Below are 17,606 nucleotides of genomic sequence, written 5' to 3' on the forward strand. Positions count from 1 at the left end.
GGCTTCTGGTGCACGCGGGTATAGTACAATGGTAGTACAGCAGCCTTCCAAGCTGAATACACGGGTTCGATTCCCGTTACCCGCTCCAGCCCCGAAACCAAAAATCTTTACGACAATGGTGCGATGCGGTATTTCCTGGGTAGGGGGTTACCGATGCTACCTGCGCGTGAGATATTCTTTCACTATGGCTGGATCGCGCTGCCGCTGGTCGCCGCGATCGCGCTGCTTGTGTTCTGGCGTCGGCGTCAGGCAAAAATCGCAAAAATCGCCGACCGCCGGGAACGGCATGCCCGCAACGTGGCGCATCAACGCGCGTGGGACTGGCTGATGGGTCGCTCGCGTCATCTGCGCCTCACCCATATCCAGGACGACGATCAGCCGGCCTGACGGCCAGACATTCAACGATCGTTCGAGAAAATGGTGGAAGGGACTGGATTCGAACCAGTGTACGCTCACGCGGGCAGATTTACAGTCTGCTGCCTTTAACCACTCGGCCACCCTTCCATGCGGCACGCCGAAGCGAGTGGGGGCCAATGCCGAAGGGTGCCCCGGCTGTCAACGCCTTGCGCCGCGCTTTTCCGCCGCCTAGCACGCTATTCGTGAGCCAGAGACCAAAACGCGGGCATCGTCCCTCCAATCAATCCGCCACCCGCCCCCGTTTCTGGGGTCGCCATCCCGTGATCGCTGCGCTGGCCAATCCCCAACGCACCGTGCGCAAGGTATGGGGGACGCGCGAGGCGCTGGGCGCGCTCGATCTGCCTCCGGTGCTGCCGATCACCTATGCCGACGCCGCCGATCTGGGACGGCTGGTGCCACCCGACGCGCCGCATCAGGGGATCGTGATCGAAGTCGATCCGCTCGACGACATCTGGCTGGGCGACCTGCTCGAATCGGGCGCAGACGACCGGCGACCGCTGCTGGTGCTCGATCATGTGACCGATCCGCACAATGTCGGCGCGATTCTGCGTTCGGCCGCCGCGTTCGACGCGCTGGGGATCGTAACGCACGACCGCCACACGCCGCCCGAATCGGGCACGCTCGCCCGCGCTGCATCGGGCGCGCTGGAAATGGTGCCATGGGTTCGCGTCGTAAACCTGGCCCGTGCGCTGGACGAAATCGGCGAGGCGGGTTTCTGGCGGATCGGTCTAGCGGGCGAGGCAAAGGGCACGCTGGCCGAGGTGATGGGCGACACCCGCCCCGCCTTGGTGCTGGGGGCCGAGGGCGAAGGCATGCGTCAGAACACCGCCGCGCATTGCGACGATCTGGCACGGCTGCCGATCTCGCCCAGGGTGGAGAGCCTGAACGTGTCCAACGCGGCTGCGATCGCACTCTACGCGGCACTATCGCGCTGAGCAGCGCCAACGGGGGGAGAAGTTACGATGTTCGACCGTTTCAAGGGCATCGCCCTCGCGCTGATCGCGCCGCTGGTGTTGGTCGGCTGTGCATTCAGCCCGGGAAAGTTCGTATCCTCGCTCACCATCCTCGCCGATCGCAGCTTTACCTTCAGCTATCAGGGTGAGGTGATCGCGGTCGATATCGCTGGCGAGATGGCAAAGGGGATGGGCGACGCCTTCAAGAGCGACGACAAGGACAAGAAAGAGATCAGCACCACGGCGCTGCTGCGCGCGGCATCGTGGCAGGATGAGGATGCAGCCGGCAACGAAACCGAAGGCGGGATGACGGATGACAGCGCTACGGATGCGGCGGAGAAACAGGCGGAGAAGGACGCCAAGTTCAAGGCGATCGCCGAGGCGCTGACCAAAGAGGCCGGTTACCGCAAAGTCGAATATAGGGGCGAGGGCGTCTTCCTGATCGACTACCAGATCAGCGGCAAACTCACCCACGCCTTTCTGTGGCCGTTCAATGTCGATGCGGAAGTGATCTTTCCCTTCGTCGTCGTCGAAATGCGCGGACGCGATCAGGTACGACTGAAGGCCCCGGCGTTCGGTGACAATGATTCGCCCGCCAAGGGCAAGGGCGGCGACAGCAAGGCCAAGCTCGACGGCATGTTCACACTCGTCACCGACGGTGAGATCGTCAGCCAGAATAACGAGGATGGGGCGAAGACCGAAGGCGTGCGGAAGACCGTGACGTGGAAAGCCACCCCGTTGAGCAAGGACGCGCCGATGGCGGTGGTGAAGGTCGCTCCGCTGCCTTAATCTTCGGCGGCGATGGTCACCTTCAACCCGTCCAGCGCGGAGGTGAACTGGATCTGGCACGACAGGCGCGAGAAATCATTGCGGTCTGACGAGCTGTCGAGCAGGTCGTTCTCGTCCTCGCTCATCGCCGGAAGTTTGGCCGCAAAGTCCGGATCGACATGGACATGGCACGTGGCGCAGGAGCAGCAACCGCCGCACAGAGCCAGCAATTCGTCGAACCCGTTGTCCCGAATGACTTCCATCACGCTCAGGCCCACTTCGCCTTCGACTTCGCGTTCTTCACCTTCGCGCGTCACGACGATAAGCTTGGGCATGTTCATCTCCTCAGGTTTTCGCGCCCATGCCGGGGATCGGCGTGGTTTTCAAGGATTCGCCGCATGGGTCTGACCGCCGACCAGCTTCGCACCTCGCTCGATGCCATCGCCGCGACTGAACCGCTGATGGCGGCGGCGGTCGCTCGCGTCGGCTATCCCGAGCCGCGCATCCGCGAACCGGGCTATGAAACATTACTGCGCACGATCGTCGGCCAGCAGGTCAGCGTCGCCGCAGCAGCATCAATCTGGAACAAGCTGGCGGCGGCACTGGGCGACCTGACCGATCCGGTGATCGTTGCCGCCGCTTCCGACGAGACGCTACGTGCGGCGGGGCTGTCGCGGCAAAAGGCCGGCTATGCCCGCAGTCTGGCGGAAGAGGTAACAAGCGGTCGGCTCGACCTGACCGCGCTGCCCGCCGATGACGAGGAAGCCATCGCACAGATGATACGGGTGAAGGGCATCGGGCGCTGGTCGGCGGAAATCTATCTGTTGTTCGCCGAGGGTCGCGTGGACATCTGGCCGGCCGGCGATTTGGCCGTGCAGATCGAGATCGGACGGATCCTCGGCCATGCCGAGCGCCCGTCGGAAAAACTGACCCGCCACCTCGCCGAAGCGTGGCGGCCGCATCGTGGTGCGGCGGCGATCATGGCGTGGCACCATTACAAGGCGGATATGGACGTCATCTGATCGGAGACGATCGCACCGCCCTCGACCCGGATCACCCGGTCGCAATGCGCCAGACTTTCGGCGCGGTGTGCGACCAGCAGGATCGTCGGGCGCGGCGTCAGCGCCTTTAGCCGTGCGAGCAACGCCGCCTCCCCCGCCGGGTCGATCGCCCCGGTCGCTTCGTCCAGGATCAGCAGCGACGGCCGCCGCAGCAATGCGCGGGCAATCGCCAGCCGCTGGCGCTCACCACCCGACAGCAACGCGCCGCGTTCGCCCACAATGGTGTCCAGACCCTGCGCCAGGCGCGCCACCACCCCGTCGGCACCGGCGATGCGCAGCGCTTCCAGAATCGCGGCATCGTCGAATGCCGGGTCGCCCCAGCTCACGTTGCGCCGCACGCTGTCATGGAAGAGAAACGCGTCCTGCGGCAGATAGCCGAGCGCGGCGCGCGGCGCGTGGACTGTCCCGTGCTGTGGCTCGAGCAGCCCCGCCACCAGATCGATCAGTGTCGTTTTTCCGCCGCCGGACGGTCCGGCGACCCCGACACATTCGCCCGCCCCAATATGGATTGAAAGTGTCTCGACCCCGCCGCCGCCCGGATGCCGATAGGTTACATCGACAAGGTCGATATCGCCGACCGCGTTGACCGGCTCCGGGTCGGATCTATCGGACGGCTGCAGATCGCCAAACTCCGCCTCGATCCCGCGCACCGCGTCATAAGCAGGCGCGTTGTAAACCAGCTGCTGCGTCGCCTGCTGGAGCTGTTGTACCAGCGGTGCCATGCGGGCGAAGATCACCGCGAGCGCGATCAGCACAGCGGGGGCGAGTCCGGCGGCGACCCCGCCGCCGATAACCGCTACACCCGCCAGTGCCGAGGCCATCGCCATCAGCGTCCGTGCGTCGGCCTGTTGCACCGTGAAACGGCGCTGCTCGCGCGTGAGATTGCGTTGTACGTCATCGAACTCGGCGGCGAAGCGGCCGCTCGCGCGCTGCGCCGCCGCCGCTTTCAATCCGCCGATGAACGCGCCCGCACTGCCCAGCAGCGCATGGTTCGCCCGCACCAGTTGCTGGCCCAGCGCGGCCGTGCCCGGACGCGCCAGCCGCCATGCGACGCCCCCTGCAACGAGCGCCGCGACCGCCACTGCGGCAAAGCGCGGCGCGAGCACGAAGGCAAGCGTCAGCTGGATCGTCACCATCGCCGCCGCCACCGACCCCTGCACCAGATAATGGGTCGCGGTGGACAGGCGCGGAATATCGCTGGCGATCATACTGGTGACGCGGGCGTGATCGAGCCGCACCAGCAGCTCCCACGACGCGCCCGCAAGCGCCGCGATCACCCGTGTTCGCAACGACTCGACGAACCTCGCCTGCAGGTCGAACAGCGCAAGGTCGCGCCAGCGCAGCATCAGCGCACGAACGGCCATTACCGCGACGAACAGGGCCAGCAGCCTTGGCAGGGTCAACCCGAACTGGAAACCGAGCCCCGATCCAGCGAGAGCCGAATCCGCCGGGACCACGATCGCGGTGACCAGCGGTACCAGCAACGCCAAACCCGCCCCTTCCAGAACGGCACCCGCAGCGACCAGACACGCCGCCTGCACGCCGCGCCCCCCGGCATGTCGCGCGAAATCGGTCACGAGCCGCGACACGCCCGACTTTTGCGGCAATATAATGATCCTGAAATCTGGTTGCGGCATCGCACGCTTGTGCCGCGACCCGTCGGCAAAGCGCAACCGGATACCGCGCCCAATCCCACTGGCGCGCACGGTGCCGCGCGCTATAGTCCGTTGCATCTTCTTGCTTTACCGAGGGGCGAGCCATGCCGACCGTCACGCTCACAAATACCCAGATCCGCACCGGAATGACACGCACCGGCGTTTTTCTGGGCGCAGGGCAGTTTACCTTTTCCATTCCCACCGTGCTCAGCATCTGGCCGACCTATGGCCCCGGCGAAGAGCAGGACGATGCCGCCTATTCGATCCTTAATGCCGCGCAGGCGAACGCGTTCCGCAACGCGTTGTCGCTGTGGGACGCGCTGATCGCACCCGATTTCGTGGAAGTCGCCGACGACGCGTCCACGCGCGGTGAAATCCGTGTCGGTTTTACCGGCTATGACATGGATCCGGGCACGGCCGCCTACGCCTATCTGCCGACATCGCAAACGCCGACCTCGTTCGTGAGCGACGTGTGGATCAACGCCACCGATGCCGGCGAGGATTTCAGTTCGGGTGCCAATTTCGATACGCTGCTGCACGAGCTGGGCCATGCGCTCGGACTCAAACACCCCTTCAGCGCGCCGGTGATCGAGGCTCCTTACGACAATCTGCGCTTTACGATCATGTCCTATACCTCGCCGGGCCGCGTGGTCAGCTTCAGTGCGCCGACTCCGACGTCGATCCAGTCGTCCTCCGCCGCAGTCGCAGCTTCGACGCCGATGGTGATCGACATCGCTGCCGTTCAGTTGCTCTATGGCGCAGAGACGACCACTTTTGCCGGCAATACCAACCACGTCCTGGTCGAGACCGATCCCACCGTGCGCACCATCTATGACGCCGGCGGCACCGACACGATGGACCTGTCGGCCACCACCCGGAACAATATCGTCGACCTCACCCCCGGTTCCTATTCCAGTATCGGTTACTGGACCAAGGCGCAGCAGACCGCCTTTTGGCAGGCGCAGTTCGACCCGTTCTTCAACACCTTCATTTCGAACCAGATCAACCAGTCGACCACTTGGGAATGGCAGGACAATGTCGGCATCGCGCTGGGCACGATCATCGAGAATGTGATCGGCGGCAGCGGCAACGAGACGATGACCGGCAACGACGCCGACAATATGTTCTTCCTGCAAAATGGCGGCAACGACATTGTCAATGGCGGGGCCGGTAATGACGGTTTCTCGTTCGGCGCGGCATGGACCATCGCCGACGTCGTCAATGGCGGCGCAGGCACCAACGATCAGGTCGCACTGCAGGGCAATTATACCGGTGGCAGCGCGATCGCGCTGGGCGCGGCATCGATCACGGGTGTCGAGGTATTCACGCTGCTGGGCGGTGTAGGCAATGGCTATACGGTTTCGACCGTCGATGCGAACGTCGCGGCGGGCGAGACGCTGACCTTCTTCGGGACCAATCTGGCGGCCGGCAACGCCTTCACCTTCAACGGCGCGCTCGAAACCGACGGATCGTTCCGCGTCTATGGCGGTGAGGGCCTCGACAGCTTTACCGGCGGCGCGGGCAATGACGGGTTCTGGTTCGGCCCCTCGCGCTTTACCGGGGCGGACACCGTCAACGGCGGCACGGGCACCAACGATCAGCTGGCGCTGGACGGCGATTACACGATCATCCTGACCAGCGCGTCGATGCAGGGGATCGAGGCCGTCACGTTGCAGGCCGGACCGGTCGGCGACCGCAACACATTCAACGTTACGGTCGATAACAGCGCGGTGCTGGCGGGACAGAATTTGACGATCTGGGGCCTGCTGACCACCAATGGCATGACCATCAACGGCGCGGGCGAGCTGGACGGGCGCCTGACCGTCATCGGCGGCACGGCGGGCGACACGATCACCGGCAGCTTGGGCAACGACCGAATCTTTGGCGGCGGCGGTGCCGATATGCTGAACGGTGGCGTGGGCGGTATCGACACCTTCGTCTATGACGCGGTCAGCCAGTCGAACGGATCGGCCTATGACACGATCAGCGGGTTCGACCCCAATATCGACCTGCTCGATTTCAACTTCGCGGTCAGCGGCATTGCGGCAACGGTCAATGGCGGCAGCGTCGCGGCGGGATCGATGAACGCCGATTTGACCGCGTTGCTGGGCGCCGGCCAGTTGGGCGTGGGTCAGGCGGTGCTGGTCAACGCCAGTTCGGGAAGTTTCGTCGGGCAGAGCATCCTGGTGGTCGATGCCAATGGCGTCGCCGGTTATCAGGCCGATCAAGATTATGTGATCGTCCTGACTACCCAATTGGGCACCATTCCACCCGATCCCTTCGTCTGATCGGACTGGAATCCGCTGGCAAGCTGCGCCATTGGGGTCGTTCAGACAGGGAGACCCAAAGGCATGAAGACCCGCGCCGCCGTCGCATTTGAAGCGAAACAGCCGCTCGAGATCGTCGAACTCGATCTGGAGGGTCCGAAAGCGGGCGAGGTGCTGGTCGAGATTATGGCGACCGGCATCTGCCATACCGACGCTTACACGCTCGACGGGCTGGACAGCGAGGGTCTGTTCCCCAGCGTGCTGGGCCATGAGGGGGCCGGCATTGTCCGTGAGGTCGGACCCGGCGTCACCAGCGTAAAGCCCGGCGACCATGTCATTCCGCTCTACACCCCCGAATGCCGCCAGTGTAAATCGTGCCTTTCGGGCAAGACGAACCTGTGCACCGCGATCCGCGCGACGCAGGGCAAGGGGCTGATGCCCGATGGAACGAGCCGCTTCAGCTATAAGGGGCAGACAATCTTTCACTATATGGGCTGTTCTACCTTCTCGAACTTCACCGTGCTGCCCGAAATTGCGGTCGCCAAGATCCGTGAAGACGCGCCGTTCAAGACGAGCTGTTACATCGGGTGCGGCGTCACCACCGGCGTCGGCGCGGTGGTCAACACGGCCAAGGTGCAGGTCGGCGACAATATCGTCGTGTTCGGGCTGGGCGGCATCGGACTCAACGTGCTGCAGGGCGCGCGGCTGGCGGGTGCTGGCAAGATCATCGGCGTCGACCTCAATCCCGACCGTGAAGAATGGGGTCGCCAGTTTGGCATGACCGACTTCATCGATGCGCGCGGCAAGTCGCGGGACGAGACGATTGCCACGATTCTGGCGCTGACCGATGGCGGGGCGGACTTCACCTTTGACTGCACCGGCAACACCGAAGTTATGCGCACTGCGCTTGAGGCCTGCCATCGCGGCTGGGGCACCAGCATCGTTATCGGCGTGGCGGAGGCGGGCAAGGAGATAGCCACGCGCCCGTTCCAGCTGGTCACCGGGCGCAACTGGCGCGGCACTGCGTTCGGCGGGGCAAAGGGGCGCACCGACGTGCCGAAGATCGTCGATTGGTATATGGACGGCAAGATCGCGATCGACCCGATGATCACGCATGTCCTGTCGCTGGATGAAATCAACAAGGGGTTCGACCTGATGCATGCCGGTGAGAGCATCCGCAGCGTCGTCGTTTACTGATAACAACGAGGGAGAGGGATCATGTTCAGCCATGTCATGCTGGGCGCCGACGACGTGTCGGTGTCCAAGGATTTCTACGACGCCACGCTGGGCGCATTGGGTGCCCGGCCCGGCCGGGTCGATCCGAAGGGACGCGCATTCTATATGCATAATGGCGGCGTGTTCATGCTGAGCAATCCGATCGACGGCAAGTCGGCGTGCCATGCCAATGGCGGGACGGTCGGCTTTGCTGCCGACAGCCCGGAGCAGGTCGAGGCGTGGCATGCCGCTGGGCTGGCGCATGGCGGCACCGCCATCGAGGACCCGCCGGGCGTGCGTTCCAACGCATTTGGCAGCCTGTATCTGGCGTATCTGCGCGATCCGGCGGGCAACAAGGTCTGCGCATCGCACCGCATTCCGGCGTGAGCGATACCGGCTGGATCCTGACGCTCACCTGTGCCGACCGCGTCGGAATCGTGGCCGGGGTCAGCGGGTTCTTGGCACGGCATGACGGGTTCATCCTCGACAGCCAGCAATATGCCGATCTGGACACCGGGCGCTTCTTCATGCGCGTCGTCTTCACCAGCGGCGGGCCGGGGTTTCCGGACGGGCGGGAGGCGCTGGTCGCGGCGTTCACGCCGGTCGCTGCCGAGTTCGAGCTCGACTGGGGGCTGTCGGCACGGGCCGAGAAGCCGAAGCTGGTGGTCGCGGTGTCAAAGGGGACACATTGCCTGAACGACCTGCTCCACCGCCAGCAATCGGGTACGCTGTCGGCGCAGATCGTCGCCGTCGTCTCCAACCATGACCGGCTGCGCAGCCTGACCGAATGGCATGGCGTGCCGTACCATTATCTGCCGGTCGCGGACGGCGACAATGCCGCGCAGGAGCGGCGGATCGAGGACGTGATGGCCGAGGTCGGCGCGCCCTATCTGGTGCTCGCGCGTTATATGCAGATCCTGACCGCCGAATTCGCCGAGCGGATGGCGGGGCGCTGCGTCAATATCCATCACAGCTTCCTGCCCGGGTTCAAGGGCGCGAAGCCCTATCACCGGGCGCATGACCGCGGGGTCAAGCTGATCGGCGCGACCGCGCATTTCGTCACCGGCGACCTGGATGAAGGGCCGATCATCGAACAGGCGGTCGAGCGTGTCGATCATCGTGACGGCGTCGATGACCTGATCCGCATCGGCCGCGATATCGAGGCACAGGTGCTGGCCCGTGCCGTCGATGCGCTGGGCGAGCGGCGCGTCTTCCTCAACGGCAACCGGACGGTGATGTTCAGATGACCCTCGAAACGCTCTCCACCAATATCGCCCATGGCGGGACGCAGGGCGTGTATCGCCACGCATCCACCACCACCGGCACCCCGATGACCTTCTCCGTCTTCGTCCCCGCGCATGAAGCCGGTGCGCGGCTCCCGGTGCTGTGGTTCCTGTCCGGCCTGACCTGTACCCATGCCAACGTCACCGAAAAGGGCGAGTACCGCGCGGCATGCGCCGAACATGGCGTCATCTTCATCGCCCCCGATACGTCGCCGCGCGGTGACGATGTGCCCGACGACGACGCCTATGATTTCGGCAAGGGCGCGGGCTTCTACGTCGACGCGACCGAGGAACCGTGGGCGGCGAATTACCGGATGCGGTCGTACATCGAGGACGAACTGCCCGCACTGATCCTGCGCGAATTCGCCGCTGCCGACCTCTCCCGACAGGGGATTACCGGCCATTCGATGGGCGGGCACGGCGCGCTGACCATCGGCTTGCGCAATCCCGACCGGTTCAAGTCCGTATCCGCCTTCGCCCCGATCGTATCGCCGCTACACTGCCCGTGGGGGGAGAAGGCGCTGACGGGGTATCTGGGCGCGAACCGTGAGGATTGGCGGACTTACGATGCCTGCGCGATGATCGCCGACGGGATGCGCGTGCCGGAAATCCTGGTGGATCAGGGGGATGCCGACAATTTCCTGACCGACCAGCTGAAGCCCGAATTGCTGGCCGAGGCGGTGAAGGGCACCGGCATCGACCTGACGCTGCGGATTCAGCGGGGGTACGACCATAGCTATTATTTCATATCGACCTTTCTGCCCGAGCATGTCGGGTGGCATGCGGCGCGGTTGAAGCGCTGATCCGGGGCGTTCGGCGGCGGAAATGCTCCAGCCGAGAATGCTGCGAGTGATCGCCGGTGCCGGCAAAGGGGGTGGCCGGCGGCGAGACCGGCGCGCCAAGGCATAATGCCGCGCGGGAGATCTTGCGCGACCGGCGTTTGGTGGGGCGATGGTTGCGGCGCTGAGCGAGGTTCAACCGCGGTGGTGACGCGGACCGACTGACGCGGTTGACGCAAAAGAGGTGTTCGGGGCCAAGACGCCGGGTTCGGGACCGGAAGCGGCCGGCATTGCGACGGGGGCGCGACACCAACGCGACAGGCGCGCGACGATGGCGGAACCCCGGCGTGACCGCGGCGCGAGGGGTTTTAACGCCAGGGCGACCGGTCGATGTCATGGATGCGCCGGCGACGCGACGCCCGGACGACCGGAGGCGACGGCGGGACGCGGGGCGAGCGGATCGGGCGCGAAGGGATCGGCGAGGCATGCGGCGTGGAGCCGGAGCGCGCGACCCCAGGCGTGATCGAACGGCGTGCCGGTGAGGCGGTTGCGCAAGGCGTGGGCGCTGGAGCGAGACATGCCGGCGGCGCGCGCGGCACGGGCGATACTGCCGGTTTCGACAAGCGCGGCGAGGAAGATGCGCTGGCGGGCCGGTGTCCAGTGGTTGCGAGGGGGTGGTTGGGTACCGGGCATGGTGGCCTCGGTGGGGTGATCGTGTTTCATGATGCGGCTCCTGTGGCTTGATGGAGCCTATGCAGTTAGCCTATTTGGTTCGTGTAGGAAAATCGGAGAGTGTGAGGCAGGCATGATTGTGTGGTGGCTGCGGCAGGTGTAATCTTTGCCCATGAGTTCCGAGCGGTCCCTGTTCGATCATGAAGACCCGGCGGCGGAAGCTGGCGCCGATGCGCGTGCCGATGCCGATGTGAAGGCCGGGCGGCTGATCAGCCACGATGCGGTGAAGCACTGGATTGCTTCATGGGGCAGTGACGAACCCCTGCCGCGCCCGCAAGTCGGAGTCTTGTTATACCCATGAAAGTCGTGACCCGTCCTGCCGACAAGATCGACGGTGCCGAGGATGTCGCCGATTGCGGATACGATGCGTGGAAGCGGGCAAAGGTGGAGGGCGGTTTGGCACAGGCACAGGACCGCAGCGCGATGATCCCGGTGGAACGGTTGCTGCGTGACTTGGGGTTCAGCAGGAGTGGCTGATCGCATCGCTTGTGGACCGGTAGGCCCCGGAACAAGTCCGGGGTGACGGTTAGGGGTCTGGTGAGCGGCGCCTTTTTCCTCTTCGTCACCCCGGCCTTGTGCCGGGGCCTACCGGGCGGCACACTATGGCTTCGATGATCGAGCGACTCCCCTGCGTCTATATCCTTGCCAGCCGGTATAACGGGACGTTGTATGTCGGCGTTACCTCCAACCTGATCGGACGGCTCCTCCAGCATCGCGACGAGACGTTCGGCGGATTCACCAAGAAATGGGGGATCAAGCGGCTGGTCTATTACGAGGTCGCCGAGACGATGGAGGCCGCGATCCGGCGTGAGAAGCAGCTGAAGCGATATCGGCGCGACTGGAAGCGCAATCTGATCGAGCGCGAGAATCCGGCGTGGAATGATCTGGCGCTGGAGGTTGGGGCTGGAGCTGCTGGCGGTGGTGGCGAGCGGTGAGGTGGACCCCGGGAGAAGGCCGGGGTGGCGGATACGGTGGAGTTTGCCGTAGCCCCGCCGCCCCTATCGCCCCTTCGTCACCCCGGACTTGTTCCAAAATCCGCCGGGTGGCGGGGCGTATGGTAAAGGCGTCACGTCCAACAGCTTCATTTGTCCATGTTAAGCAAGGCATCAGGATTGTTCAAATAATGTCGCTCAAGCGTGTCTCCGTTCTTAATAAGAAGCGCTTCGAGTCCAAACCGCTTGGCAATTTCCTTCTCCATGAATCGGCCTAAGAACTTACCACTCATGCCACCCTCGAAAGCTCTTGAGTTGAAATAATTCCGCAGAGATAGGCGATAAATCGCCTCTGCCGATAGGTTATGGAAGAAGTGATACTTTTCCACTAAACGGCAGAAATGATTCCTTCCTTCTCCAAAAGCGCAGTTCATTGCTAGCAATTGAAGTTCCGACTCACTCAACTTTGCCCGAAGGAATAGCATCAGCCGAACAGAATTGTGGGAAAGGTCATCTGTTATAATTACTAAGTGATATAGAAATCTGAAATAGTGCCCAAATGTATCCTTATGGTCATCAAACCATTTTGCGTAGGCCAGCTCGGCATCTTGTCCGATTTTTCCCTCTACGGCGTCCGAAGCTTCGCGGGCAAATAGCCCAATAGCATCTCGCCCGGTCCTTAATAGCGGCCCCGATGAGTGATGCTGTACATAGCGAGCGCTTGCCACAATTTCTTCGAACGCTGACAGAAGCTGGAAAAAGCGTACGTCGAAATCTCGATCATCCGCTTGCATGCGATCCTCCAACCGCTGCTTTTCCAGTTTTCGAATTTCCTCGCGCTGCAGGCCCACCGCAGACCAAGCCCCAACGGCAGCAACCGCCGCCATCAGCGCGCTGGCTGGACCGAACGAATCCCCGAACGTCCCAGACAGCGAGAAGTCCATAGGAACGAACGCCCTACCGCTTGCTGCCAAATAACCCTGAACGACGACCGCCCCTAAGTAGAGGCATCCGAATAGCACGATAGTATGCAGATACCCCCATTTTATACGCAACTTATGCGCCCTCTCACTCCGCCGCCACCCCGGCCTGCGAGAACATATCCCCCTCAGCCGCATCCTCGTTCGCCACCGGCCCGACCTTCACCTTCTGGCGCTTGTCGAACGAGTCCCACACGTCGTTCCATTGGCCGCGCGTCGCGCCCTTTGAATATTCGGTGGCGCGCGTCTCGAAGAAGTTGGCGTGCTCGACGCCGTTGAGCAGCGGGGCGAGCCACGGTAACGGGTGTTCGTCGATCATGTAGATCGGTTTCAGCTGAAGCTGGTTCAGCCGCCAGTCGGCGATGAAGCGGATGTACTTCTTGATCTCCTTGGGCGTCATGCCGGGGACCGGGCCCTGCTCGAACGCCAGGTCGATGAACGCATCCTCCAGCCGCACCGTCGTCTGGCACATGTCCATGATGTCGTCCTTCACCGCCTTGGTCAGGCAGTCGCGCTCCTTGGTGAAGGCGTGGAACAGGCGGATGATGCCTTCGCAATGCAAGCTTTCGTCGCGGACCGACCAGCTGACGATCTGGCCCATGCCCTTCATCTTGTTGAAGCGCGGGAAGTTCATCAGCATGGCGAAGGAGGCGAAGAGCTGAAGCCCTTCCGTAAACCCGCCGAACATCGCCAGCGTCTTGGCGATGTCCTGATCATTGTCGACGCCGAATTTCTGCAGATAGTCATGCTTGTCGCGCATCTCCTGATATTCCAGGAACATGCCATATTCGCTTTCGGGCATGCCGATCGTGTCGAGCAGATGGCTGTAGGCGGCGATATGGACCGTCTCCATGTTGGAGAAGGCGGCGAGCATCATCTTGATCTCGGTCGGCTTGAACACGCGGCCGTATTTCTCGTGGTAGCAATCCTGCACCTCGATATCCGCCTGGGTGAAGAAGCGGAAAATCTGGGTCAGCAGGTTGCGTTCGTGATCGGTGAGCTTTTGCGCCCAGTCACGGCAATCCTCACCCAGCGGCACTTCCTCCGGCATCCAGTGGATCTGCTGCTGCCGCTTCCAGAACTCATAGGCCCAGGGATATTCAAAGGGCTTGTAGGTCTTGCGGGCTTCGAGAAGGGACATGCGAACTTCCTTGGTTTAACCGAATAGAATCCAGAGGGTGCCGAGCATGCCGATGATACCGGCGATGCTGAGAGCGGAAAGATTGCGGGCGCGGTTGGCGTCGAACCGGGCGCGTGCGGTGCGATACCCCGCCGGATCGCCGTGATGCTGCTTCGCGAGCATGCGGTCTGCCTCCCCTTCCGGGTCGATGGCGGTCAGCAAGTCGCGAACGAAATCCCACGCGGTCCAAACCAACGCAGCTGCGGCAAGCGCCAAAAGCAGAATGAAGAGCGGCGCGCTCATACCCCACCCGCCATCTGCGCCACCAGTGCGAAGCCGGTGAGGAACAGGCCGAGCGCGAGCAGCATCATGCCGGCGATGCGCAGCGGGTAAGCCGCCTCCACGCTGCGCGGACGGCGCAGCAGCAGGGCGAGGCCGCCTGCGCCGCTGACGATGCCGAGACCGGCCTGGATGGCGAGCGCCCTGTTCATGACATAAGGCTCGTCATTCGCGGACCTTCACGACCTTCTCGCGCACGATCACCTTCTTGCCGCGCCACGATCCGACGCCGAACACGACGATGCCGAGGAAGAAGCCGAAGTCGTACCAGCCGCCATTATTGGGCACGGCATAGACCGCGACCTCCGGCATGAAGAGCGAGAACACCCAGGCGACCGGGAAGATGAAGCCGTGCCACAGGCCGAACAGGAAGCCGGGTGCGGCGGGGGTGACGGCAGTGCCGACTTGCGTGGCGCAGGCGGCGAGGGTGGCGAGTGCAAGGATGGCAAGGGTTGAACGCAGCTTCATCGGGCGACTCCTGCATCGAAAAGGTGGGGCGAACGTTGTGCCACCGAAACCTGCCAAGGAGAATGACGATGGCCGATACCAGTAACATCCGCGAGCATATGGAAGTCATCGGCGCCGACGGCGTGCATGTCGGCACCGTCGACGGGATCGAGGGCGACCGCATCAAGCTGACCAAGGCCGATTCGGGCCAGGGCAGCCATGAAGGGCATCACCATTATATCTCGACCGGCCTGATCGCTGGCGTCGAGGGCGACCAAGTCCGACTGAGCGCCAATGCCGACGTCGCGGTGACGTTCGAAGAGGAAGAATCCGAGGGTTGAGGCCCTACCCCCTCTTCCGATGGAAGAGGGGGTAAGCCCGCCGGCGGTCACCGCATCGAGGCGAGCTAGCCCCGCCACCTCACTGACACGCCAGACATTCGTCATAATCCGTGCTCTCGCCCAGATCGAATTTCGGCGCGTCGATCGTGTTGTCCGCCTCGACCCCGCCCGCGAAGCCGGCGCGCTGGACCGACTTCGAGCGCAGGTAATAGAGCGACTTGATGCCCAGTTCCCATGCGCGGAAATGGAGCATCAGCAAGTCCCATTTCTCGACATCGGCCGGGATGAACAGGTTCAGCGACTGCGCCTGGTCGATATAGGGCGCGCGGTCGCCGGCGAGTTCGAGCAGCCAGCGCTGGTCGATCTCGAAGCTGGTCTTGTAGCAATCCTTTTCCTCAGCCGAGAGGAAGTCGAGATGCTGGACGCTGCCGCCCATTTCCAGGATCGAGTTCCACACATTGTCGCTGTTCTTCGACTTTTCGATCAGCAGCTTTTCCAGATACGGATTGCGGATCGAGAAGCTGCCCGACAGCGTCTTGTGCGTGTAGATATTGGCCGGGATCGGCTCGATGCACGCGCTGGTGCCGCCACAAATGATGCTGATCGACGCGGTCGGCGCGATCGCCATCTTGCAGCTGAACCGCTCCATCACGCCCATGTCGGCGGCGTCGGGGCATGCGCCACGCTCGTTGGCGAGGTGCATCGACGCTTCGTCGACCTGCGCCTTGATGTGCTTGAACATCCGCAGGTTCCAGGTCTTGGCCATCGCCCCCTCGAACGGCAGGCCGCGCGCCTGCAGGAACGAGTGGAAGCCCATTACGCCCAGGCCGACGCTGCGCTCGCGCATCGCCGAATAGGCGGCCTTTTCCATGCCCGGCTCGGCACGCTCGATAAAGTCCTGAAGGACATTGTCGAGGAAGCGCATGATATCCTCGATGAACCCCTTCTCATCCTTCCACTCGTCCCAGGTTTCCAGGTTGAGCGAGGACAGGCAGCAGACGGCGGTGCGTTCGTTGCCCAGGTGATCCTTGCCGGTCGGCAGCGTGATCTCGCTGCACAGGTTCGAGGTCGAGACCTTCAGGCCCAGATCGCGGTGATGCTTGGGCATGGTCGAGTTCACGTGATCGCTGAACACGATATAGGGCTCACCGGTGGCGAGGCGGGTTTCGACCAGCTTCTGGAACAGACTGCGGGCATCGACGCGCGCACGCTCCGACCCGTCCTTGGGCGAGAGCAGCGGCCATTCGGCGCCGTCGCGCACGGCCTCCATGAACGCATCAGGGATCAGCACGCCGTGGTGGAGGTTCAGCGCCTTGCGGTTGAAGTCGCCCGAGGGTTTGCGGATTTCGAGGAATTCCTCGATCTCCGGGTGCGAGATATCGAGATAGCAGGCCGCCGAACCACGGCGCAGCGAACCCTGCGAGATCGCCAGCGTCAGCGAATCCATCACGCGGACGAACGGGATGATGCCGCTGGTCTTGCCGTTCAGGCCGACCGGCTCGCCGATGCCGCGGACGTTGCCCCAATAGGTGCCGATGCCGCCGCCGCGCGAGGCGAGCCAGACATTCTCGTTCCAAGTGTCGACGATTCCGTTGAGGCTATCCGGCACCGAATTGAGGAAGCACGAAATCGGCAGGCCGCGACCGGTGCCGCCGTTGGAGAGCACGGGCGTGGCAGGCATGAACCACAGCCGCGAGATATAATCGTAGATGCGCTGGGCGTGCGCGGCGTCATCGGCATAGGCACTGGCGACGCGGACGAAGAGATCCTGGAAATTTTCGCCGGGGAGCAGATAGCGGTCCTTCAGCGTGTCCTTGCCGAATTCGGTCAGCAAAGCGTCGCGCGAGTGATCGACCTCGACCGCATATAAATGCGGATTCACCGTCTTCGTATCCAGCTTGCCTTTCTTCGCCTTTGCGGGCGCTGGCTTGGGTTCGGCGATTGCTTCGGCGGTATCGGTCACGGTTTCACTCACACTCGGTTCCTGCTGTTCCCTGAAGTCCATCGTCGCTCGCCCCTAACTCGTCCACATCACGACTCGGAGGCGCAACACGATCGTAGCATCGCGCGCAGCCGGGCGTGAGAACAAAAAGTGTCCATTCGCCCTGTCCAAGCACAAGCGGAGCCACTCCGCGATATAAGACCGCGGCGGGCGTTCCACCAGTGCTTGGGTTTGTCCCCCTGTGTGACCACTAGAGATTGTGTCAGATCGCTTGCGGGCGCAAGACGGTAAATGAAAGTTTGATGACTCGGTTCGTCGCTATTTTGAGTCGGTTCATGGCACGATCCGAACGGCTTATCGCACGCGACGCGTGGA

General features: G+C 63.2%; 22 protein-coding genes and 2 tRNA genes. 14 read left to right on the forward strand and 10 right to left on the reverse strand.

Annotated elements, in window-relative coordinates; genetic code table 11:
- Nucleotides 1-14 precede the first annotated feature (14 nt).
- Both U1702_RS11065 and U1702_RS11070 read left to right on the forward strand, forming a co-directional pair.
- Nucleotides 15-88: transfer RNA gene (locus U1702_RS11065), tRNA-Gly, on the forward strand.
- A 65-nt stretch (nt 89-153) separates the two neighbouring features.
- Nucleotides 154-387 (forward strand): hypothetical protein, encoded by a 234-nt coding sequence (locus tag U1702_RS11070; protein ID WP_332724364.1) that lies wholly within the window; start codon nt 154-156, stop codon nt 385-387.
- A 31-nt stretch (nt 388-418) separates the two neighbouring features.
- On the opposite strand, the gene U1702_RS11075 is transcribed toward U1702_RS11070, so the two are convergent.
- Nucleotides 419-504 (reverse strand) — tRNA-Tyr (locus U1702_RS11075).
- A gap of 95 nt (nt 505-599) precedes the next feature.
- Here U1702_RS11075 and rlmB point away from each other — a divergent pair.
- Nucleotides 600-1,352 carry a 23S rRNA (guanosine(2251)-2'-O)-methyltransferase RlmB gene (rlmB, locus tag U1702_RS11080; protein ID WP_332724366.1) on the forward strand — a complete coding sequence of 251 codons (753 nt, stop codon included), beginning with the start codon at nt 600-602 and terminating at the stop codon, nt 1,350-1,352.
- 27 nt (nt 1,353-1,379) lie between these two features.
- Complete coding sequence (locus U1702_RS11085; RefSeq protein ID WP_332724368.1) at nt 1,380-2,159, forward strand: hypothetical protein; 780 nt, start codon at nt 1,380-1,382, stop codon at nt 2,157-2,159.
- Here the strand turns inward: U1702_RS11085 and U1702_RS11090 are convergent.
- Entirely contained in the window at nt 2,156-2,473 is a 318-nt protein-coding gene (locus U1702_RS11090) for a 2Fe-2S iron-sulfur cluster-binding protein (protein ID WP_332724370.1), read from the reverse strand. The two genes, U1702_RS11085 and U1702_RS11090, sit on opposite strands and share 4 nt — an antisense overlap.
- Nucleotides 2,474-2,536: 63 nt before the next feature.
- On the opposite strand from U1702_RS11090, the gene U1702_RS11095 reads away from it, so the two are divergent.
- Nucleotides 2,537-3,160, forward strand: coding sequence for a DNA-3-methyladenine glycosylase family protein (locus tag U1702_RS11095; protein ID WP_332724372.1), 624 nt, complete (start codon nt 2,537-2,539; stop codon nt 3,158-3,160).
- Here U1702_RS11095 and U1702_RS11100 read toward each other — a convergent pair.
- The gene (locus U1702_RS11100) at nt 3,133-4,932 is read right to left on the reverse strand and encodes an ABC transporter ATP-binding protein (RefSeq protein WP_332724374.1); all 1,800 of its coding nucleotides are present in this window, start codon (nt 4,930-4,932) and stop codon (nt 3,133-3,135) included. The two genes, U1702_RS11095 and U1702_RS11100, sit on opposite strands and share 28 nt — an antisense overlap.
- 26 nt (nt 4,933-4,958) lie before the next feature.
- Between U1702_RS11100 and U1702_RS11105 the strand changes: the two genes are divergently transcribed.
- The 5 genes from U1702_RS11105 to fghA all read left to right on the forward strand — a co-directional run bounded on the left by U1702_RS11105 (nt 4,959) and on the right by fghA (nt 10,422).
- A complete protein-coding gene (locus tag U1702_RS11105) occupies nt 4,959-7,142 on the forward strand; it encodes a M10 family metallopeptidase C-terminal domain-containing protein (protein ID WP_332724376.1) in 2,184 nt (727 codons plus the stop codon).
- Nucleotides 7,143-7,205: 63 nt separating this feature from the next.
- Nucleotides 7,206-8,318 (forward strand): S-(hydroxymethyl)glutathione dehydrogenase/class III alcohol dehydrogenase, encoded by a 1,113-nt coding sequence (locus tag U1702_RS11110; protein WP_332724377.1) that lies wholly within the window; start codon nt 7,206-7,208, stop codon nt 8,316-8,318.
- A 21-nt stretch (nt 8,319-8,339) separates the two neighbouring features.
- A complete protein-coding gene (locus U1702_RS11115) occupies nt 8,340-8,723 on the forward strand; it encodes a VOC family protein (RefSeq protein ID WP_332724379.1) in 384 nt (127 codons plus the stop codon).
- Nucleotides 8,720-9,583, forward strand: coding sequence for a formyltetrahydrofolate deformylase (gene purU / locus U1702_RS11120; protein WP_332724382.1), 864 nt, complete (start codon nt 8,720-8,722; stop codon nt 9,581-9,583). The genes U1702_RS11115 and purU overlap by 4 nt, the downstream gene beginning before the upstream one ends.
- Complete coding sequence (gene fghA / locus U1702_RS11125) at nt 9,580-10,422, forward strand: S-formylglutathione hydrolase (RefSeq protein ID WP_332724384.1); 843 nt, start codon at nt 9,580-9,582, stop codon at nt 10,420-10,422. The genes purU and fghA overlap by 4 nt, the downstream gene beginning before the upstream one ends.
- 369 nt (nt 10,423-10,791) lie before the next feature.
- On the opposite strand, the gene U1702_RS11130 is transcribed toward fghA, so the two are convergent.
- On the reverse strand, nt 10,792-11,121 hold the full coding sequence (locus U1702_RS11130; protein ID WP_443026819.1) for a LysR family transcriptional regulator: 330 nt from the start codon (nt 11,119-11,121) through the stop codon (nt 10,792-10,794).
- A gap of 121 nt (nt 11,122-11,242) precedes the next feature.
- Between U1702_RS11130 and U1702_RS11135 the strand changes: the two genes are divergently transcribed.
- The 3 genes from U1702_RS11135 (at nt 11,243) to U1702_RS11145 (ending at nt 12,065) form a co-directional block, all read left to right on the forward strand.
- Nucleotides 11,243-11,431 carry an antitoxin gene (locus U1702_RS11135; RefSeq protein ID WP_332724386.1) on the forward strand — a complete coding sequence of 63 codons (189 nt, stop codon included), beginning with the start codon at nt 11,243-11,245 and terminating at the stop codon, nt 11,429-11,431.
- Nucleotides 11,428-11,607: a hypothetical protein gene (locus U1702_RS11140; RefSeq protein ID WP_332724388.1), complete on the forward strand. Its 180-nt coding sequence runs from the start codon at nt 11,428-11,430 to the stop codon at nt 11,605-11,607. Before U1702_RS11135 ends, U1702_RS11140 begins: the two co-directional genes overlap by 4 nt.
- A gap of 134 nt (nt 11,608-11,741) precedes the next feature.
- Nucleotides 11,742-12,065, forward strand: a complete 324-nt coding sequence (locus U1702_RS11145; protein WP_332724390.1) for a GIY-YIG nuclease family protein — start codon at nt 11,742-11,744, stop codon at nt 12,063-12,065.
- A 146-nt stretch (nt 12,066-12,211) separates the two neighbouring features.
- Here the strand turns inward: U1702_RS11145 and U1702_RS11150 are convergent, their stop codons facing one another.
- From U1702_RS11150 to U1702_RS11170, 5 genes are all read right to left on the reverse strand, one after another.
- Nucleotides 12,212-13,006 carry a putative phage abortive infection protein gene (locus U1702_RS11150; RefSeq protein ID WP_332724392.1) on the reverse strand — a complete coding sequence of 265 codons (795 nt, stop codon included), beginning with the start codon at nt 13,004-13,006 and terminating at the stop codon, nt 12,212-12,214.
- 124 nt (nt 13,007-13,130) lie between these two features.
- Nucleotides 13,131-14,183 (reverse strand): ribonucleotide-diphosphate reductase subunit beta, encoded by a 1,053-nt coding sequence (locus U1702_RS11155; protein WP_332724394.1) that lies wholly within the window; start codon nt 14,181-14,183, stop codon nt 13,131-13,133.
- A gap of 15 nt (nt 14,184-14,198) precedes the next feature.
- On the reverse strand, nt 14,199-14,465 hold the full coding sequence (locus tag U1702_RS11160) for a hypothetical protein (protein ID WP_332724396.1): 267 nt from the start codon (nt 14,463-14,465) through the stop codon (nt 14,199-14,201).
- The gene (locus U1702_RS11165; RefSeq protein ID WP_332724397.1) at nt 14,462-14,653 is read right to left on the reverse strand and encodes a hypothetical protein; all 192 of its coding nucleotides are present in this window, start codon (nt 14,651-14,653) and stop codon (nt 14,462-14,464) included. The genes U1702_RS11160 and U1702_RS11165 overlap by 4 nt, the downstream gene beginning before the upstream one ends.
- A gap of 13 nt (nt 14,654-14,666) precedes the next feature.
- The gene (locus tag U1702_RS11170; RefSeq protein WP_332724399.1) at nt 14,667-14,969 is read right to left on the reverse strand and encodes a hypothetical protein; all 303 of its coding nucleotides are present in this window, start codon (nt 14,967-14,969) and stop codon (nt 14,667-14,669) included.
- 68 nt (nt 14,970-15,037) lie between these two features.
- On the opposite strand from U1702_RS11170, the gene U1702_RS11175 reads away from it, so the two are divergent.
- Entirely contained in the window at nt 15,038-15,289 is a 252-nt protein-coding gene (locus U1702_RS11175) for a DUF2171 domain-containing protein (RefSeq protein ID WP_332724401.1), read from the forward strand.
- A 79-nt stretch (nt 15,290-15,368) separates the two neighbouring features.
- On the opposite strand, the gene U1702_RS11180 is transcribed toward U1702_RS11175, so the two are convergent.
- Nucleotides 15,369-17,294: a ribonucleoside-diphosphate reductase subunit alpha gene (locus tag U1702_RS11180; protein WP_332724403.1), complete on the reverse strand. Its 1,926-nt coding sequence runs from the start codon at nt 17,292-17,294 to the stop codon at nt 15,369-15,371.
- Between the last annotated feature and the right edge of the window lie 312 nt (nt 17,295-17,606).

The sequence above is a fragment of the Sphingomonas sp. LT1P40 genome, assembly GCF_036663835.1.
GTDB lineage: Bacteria > Pseudomonadota > Alphaproteobacteria > Sphingomonadales > Sphingomonadaceae > Sphingomonas.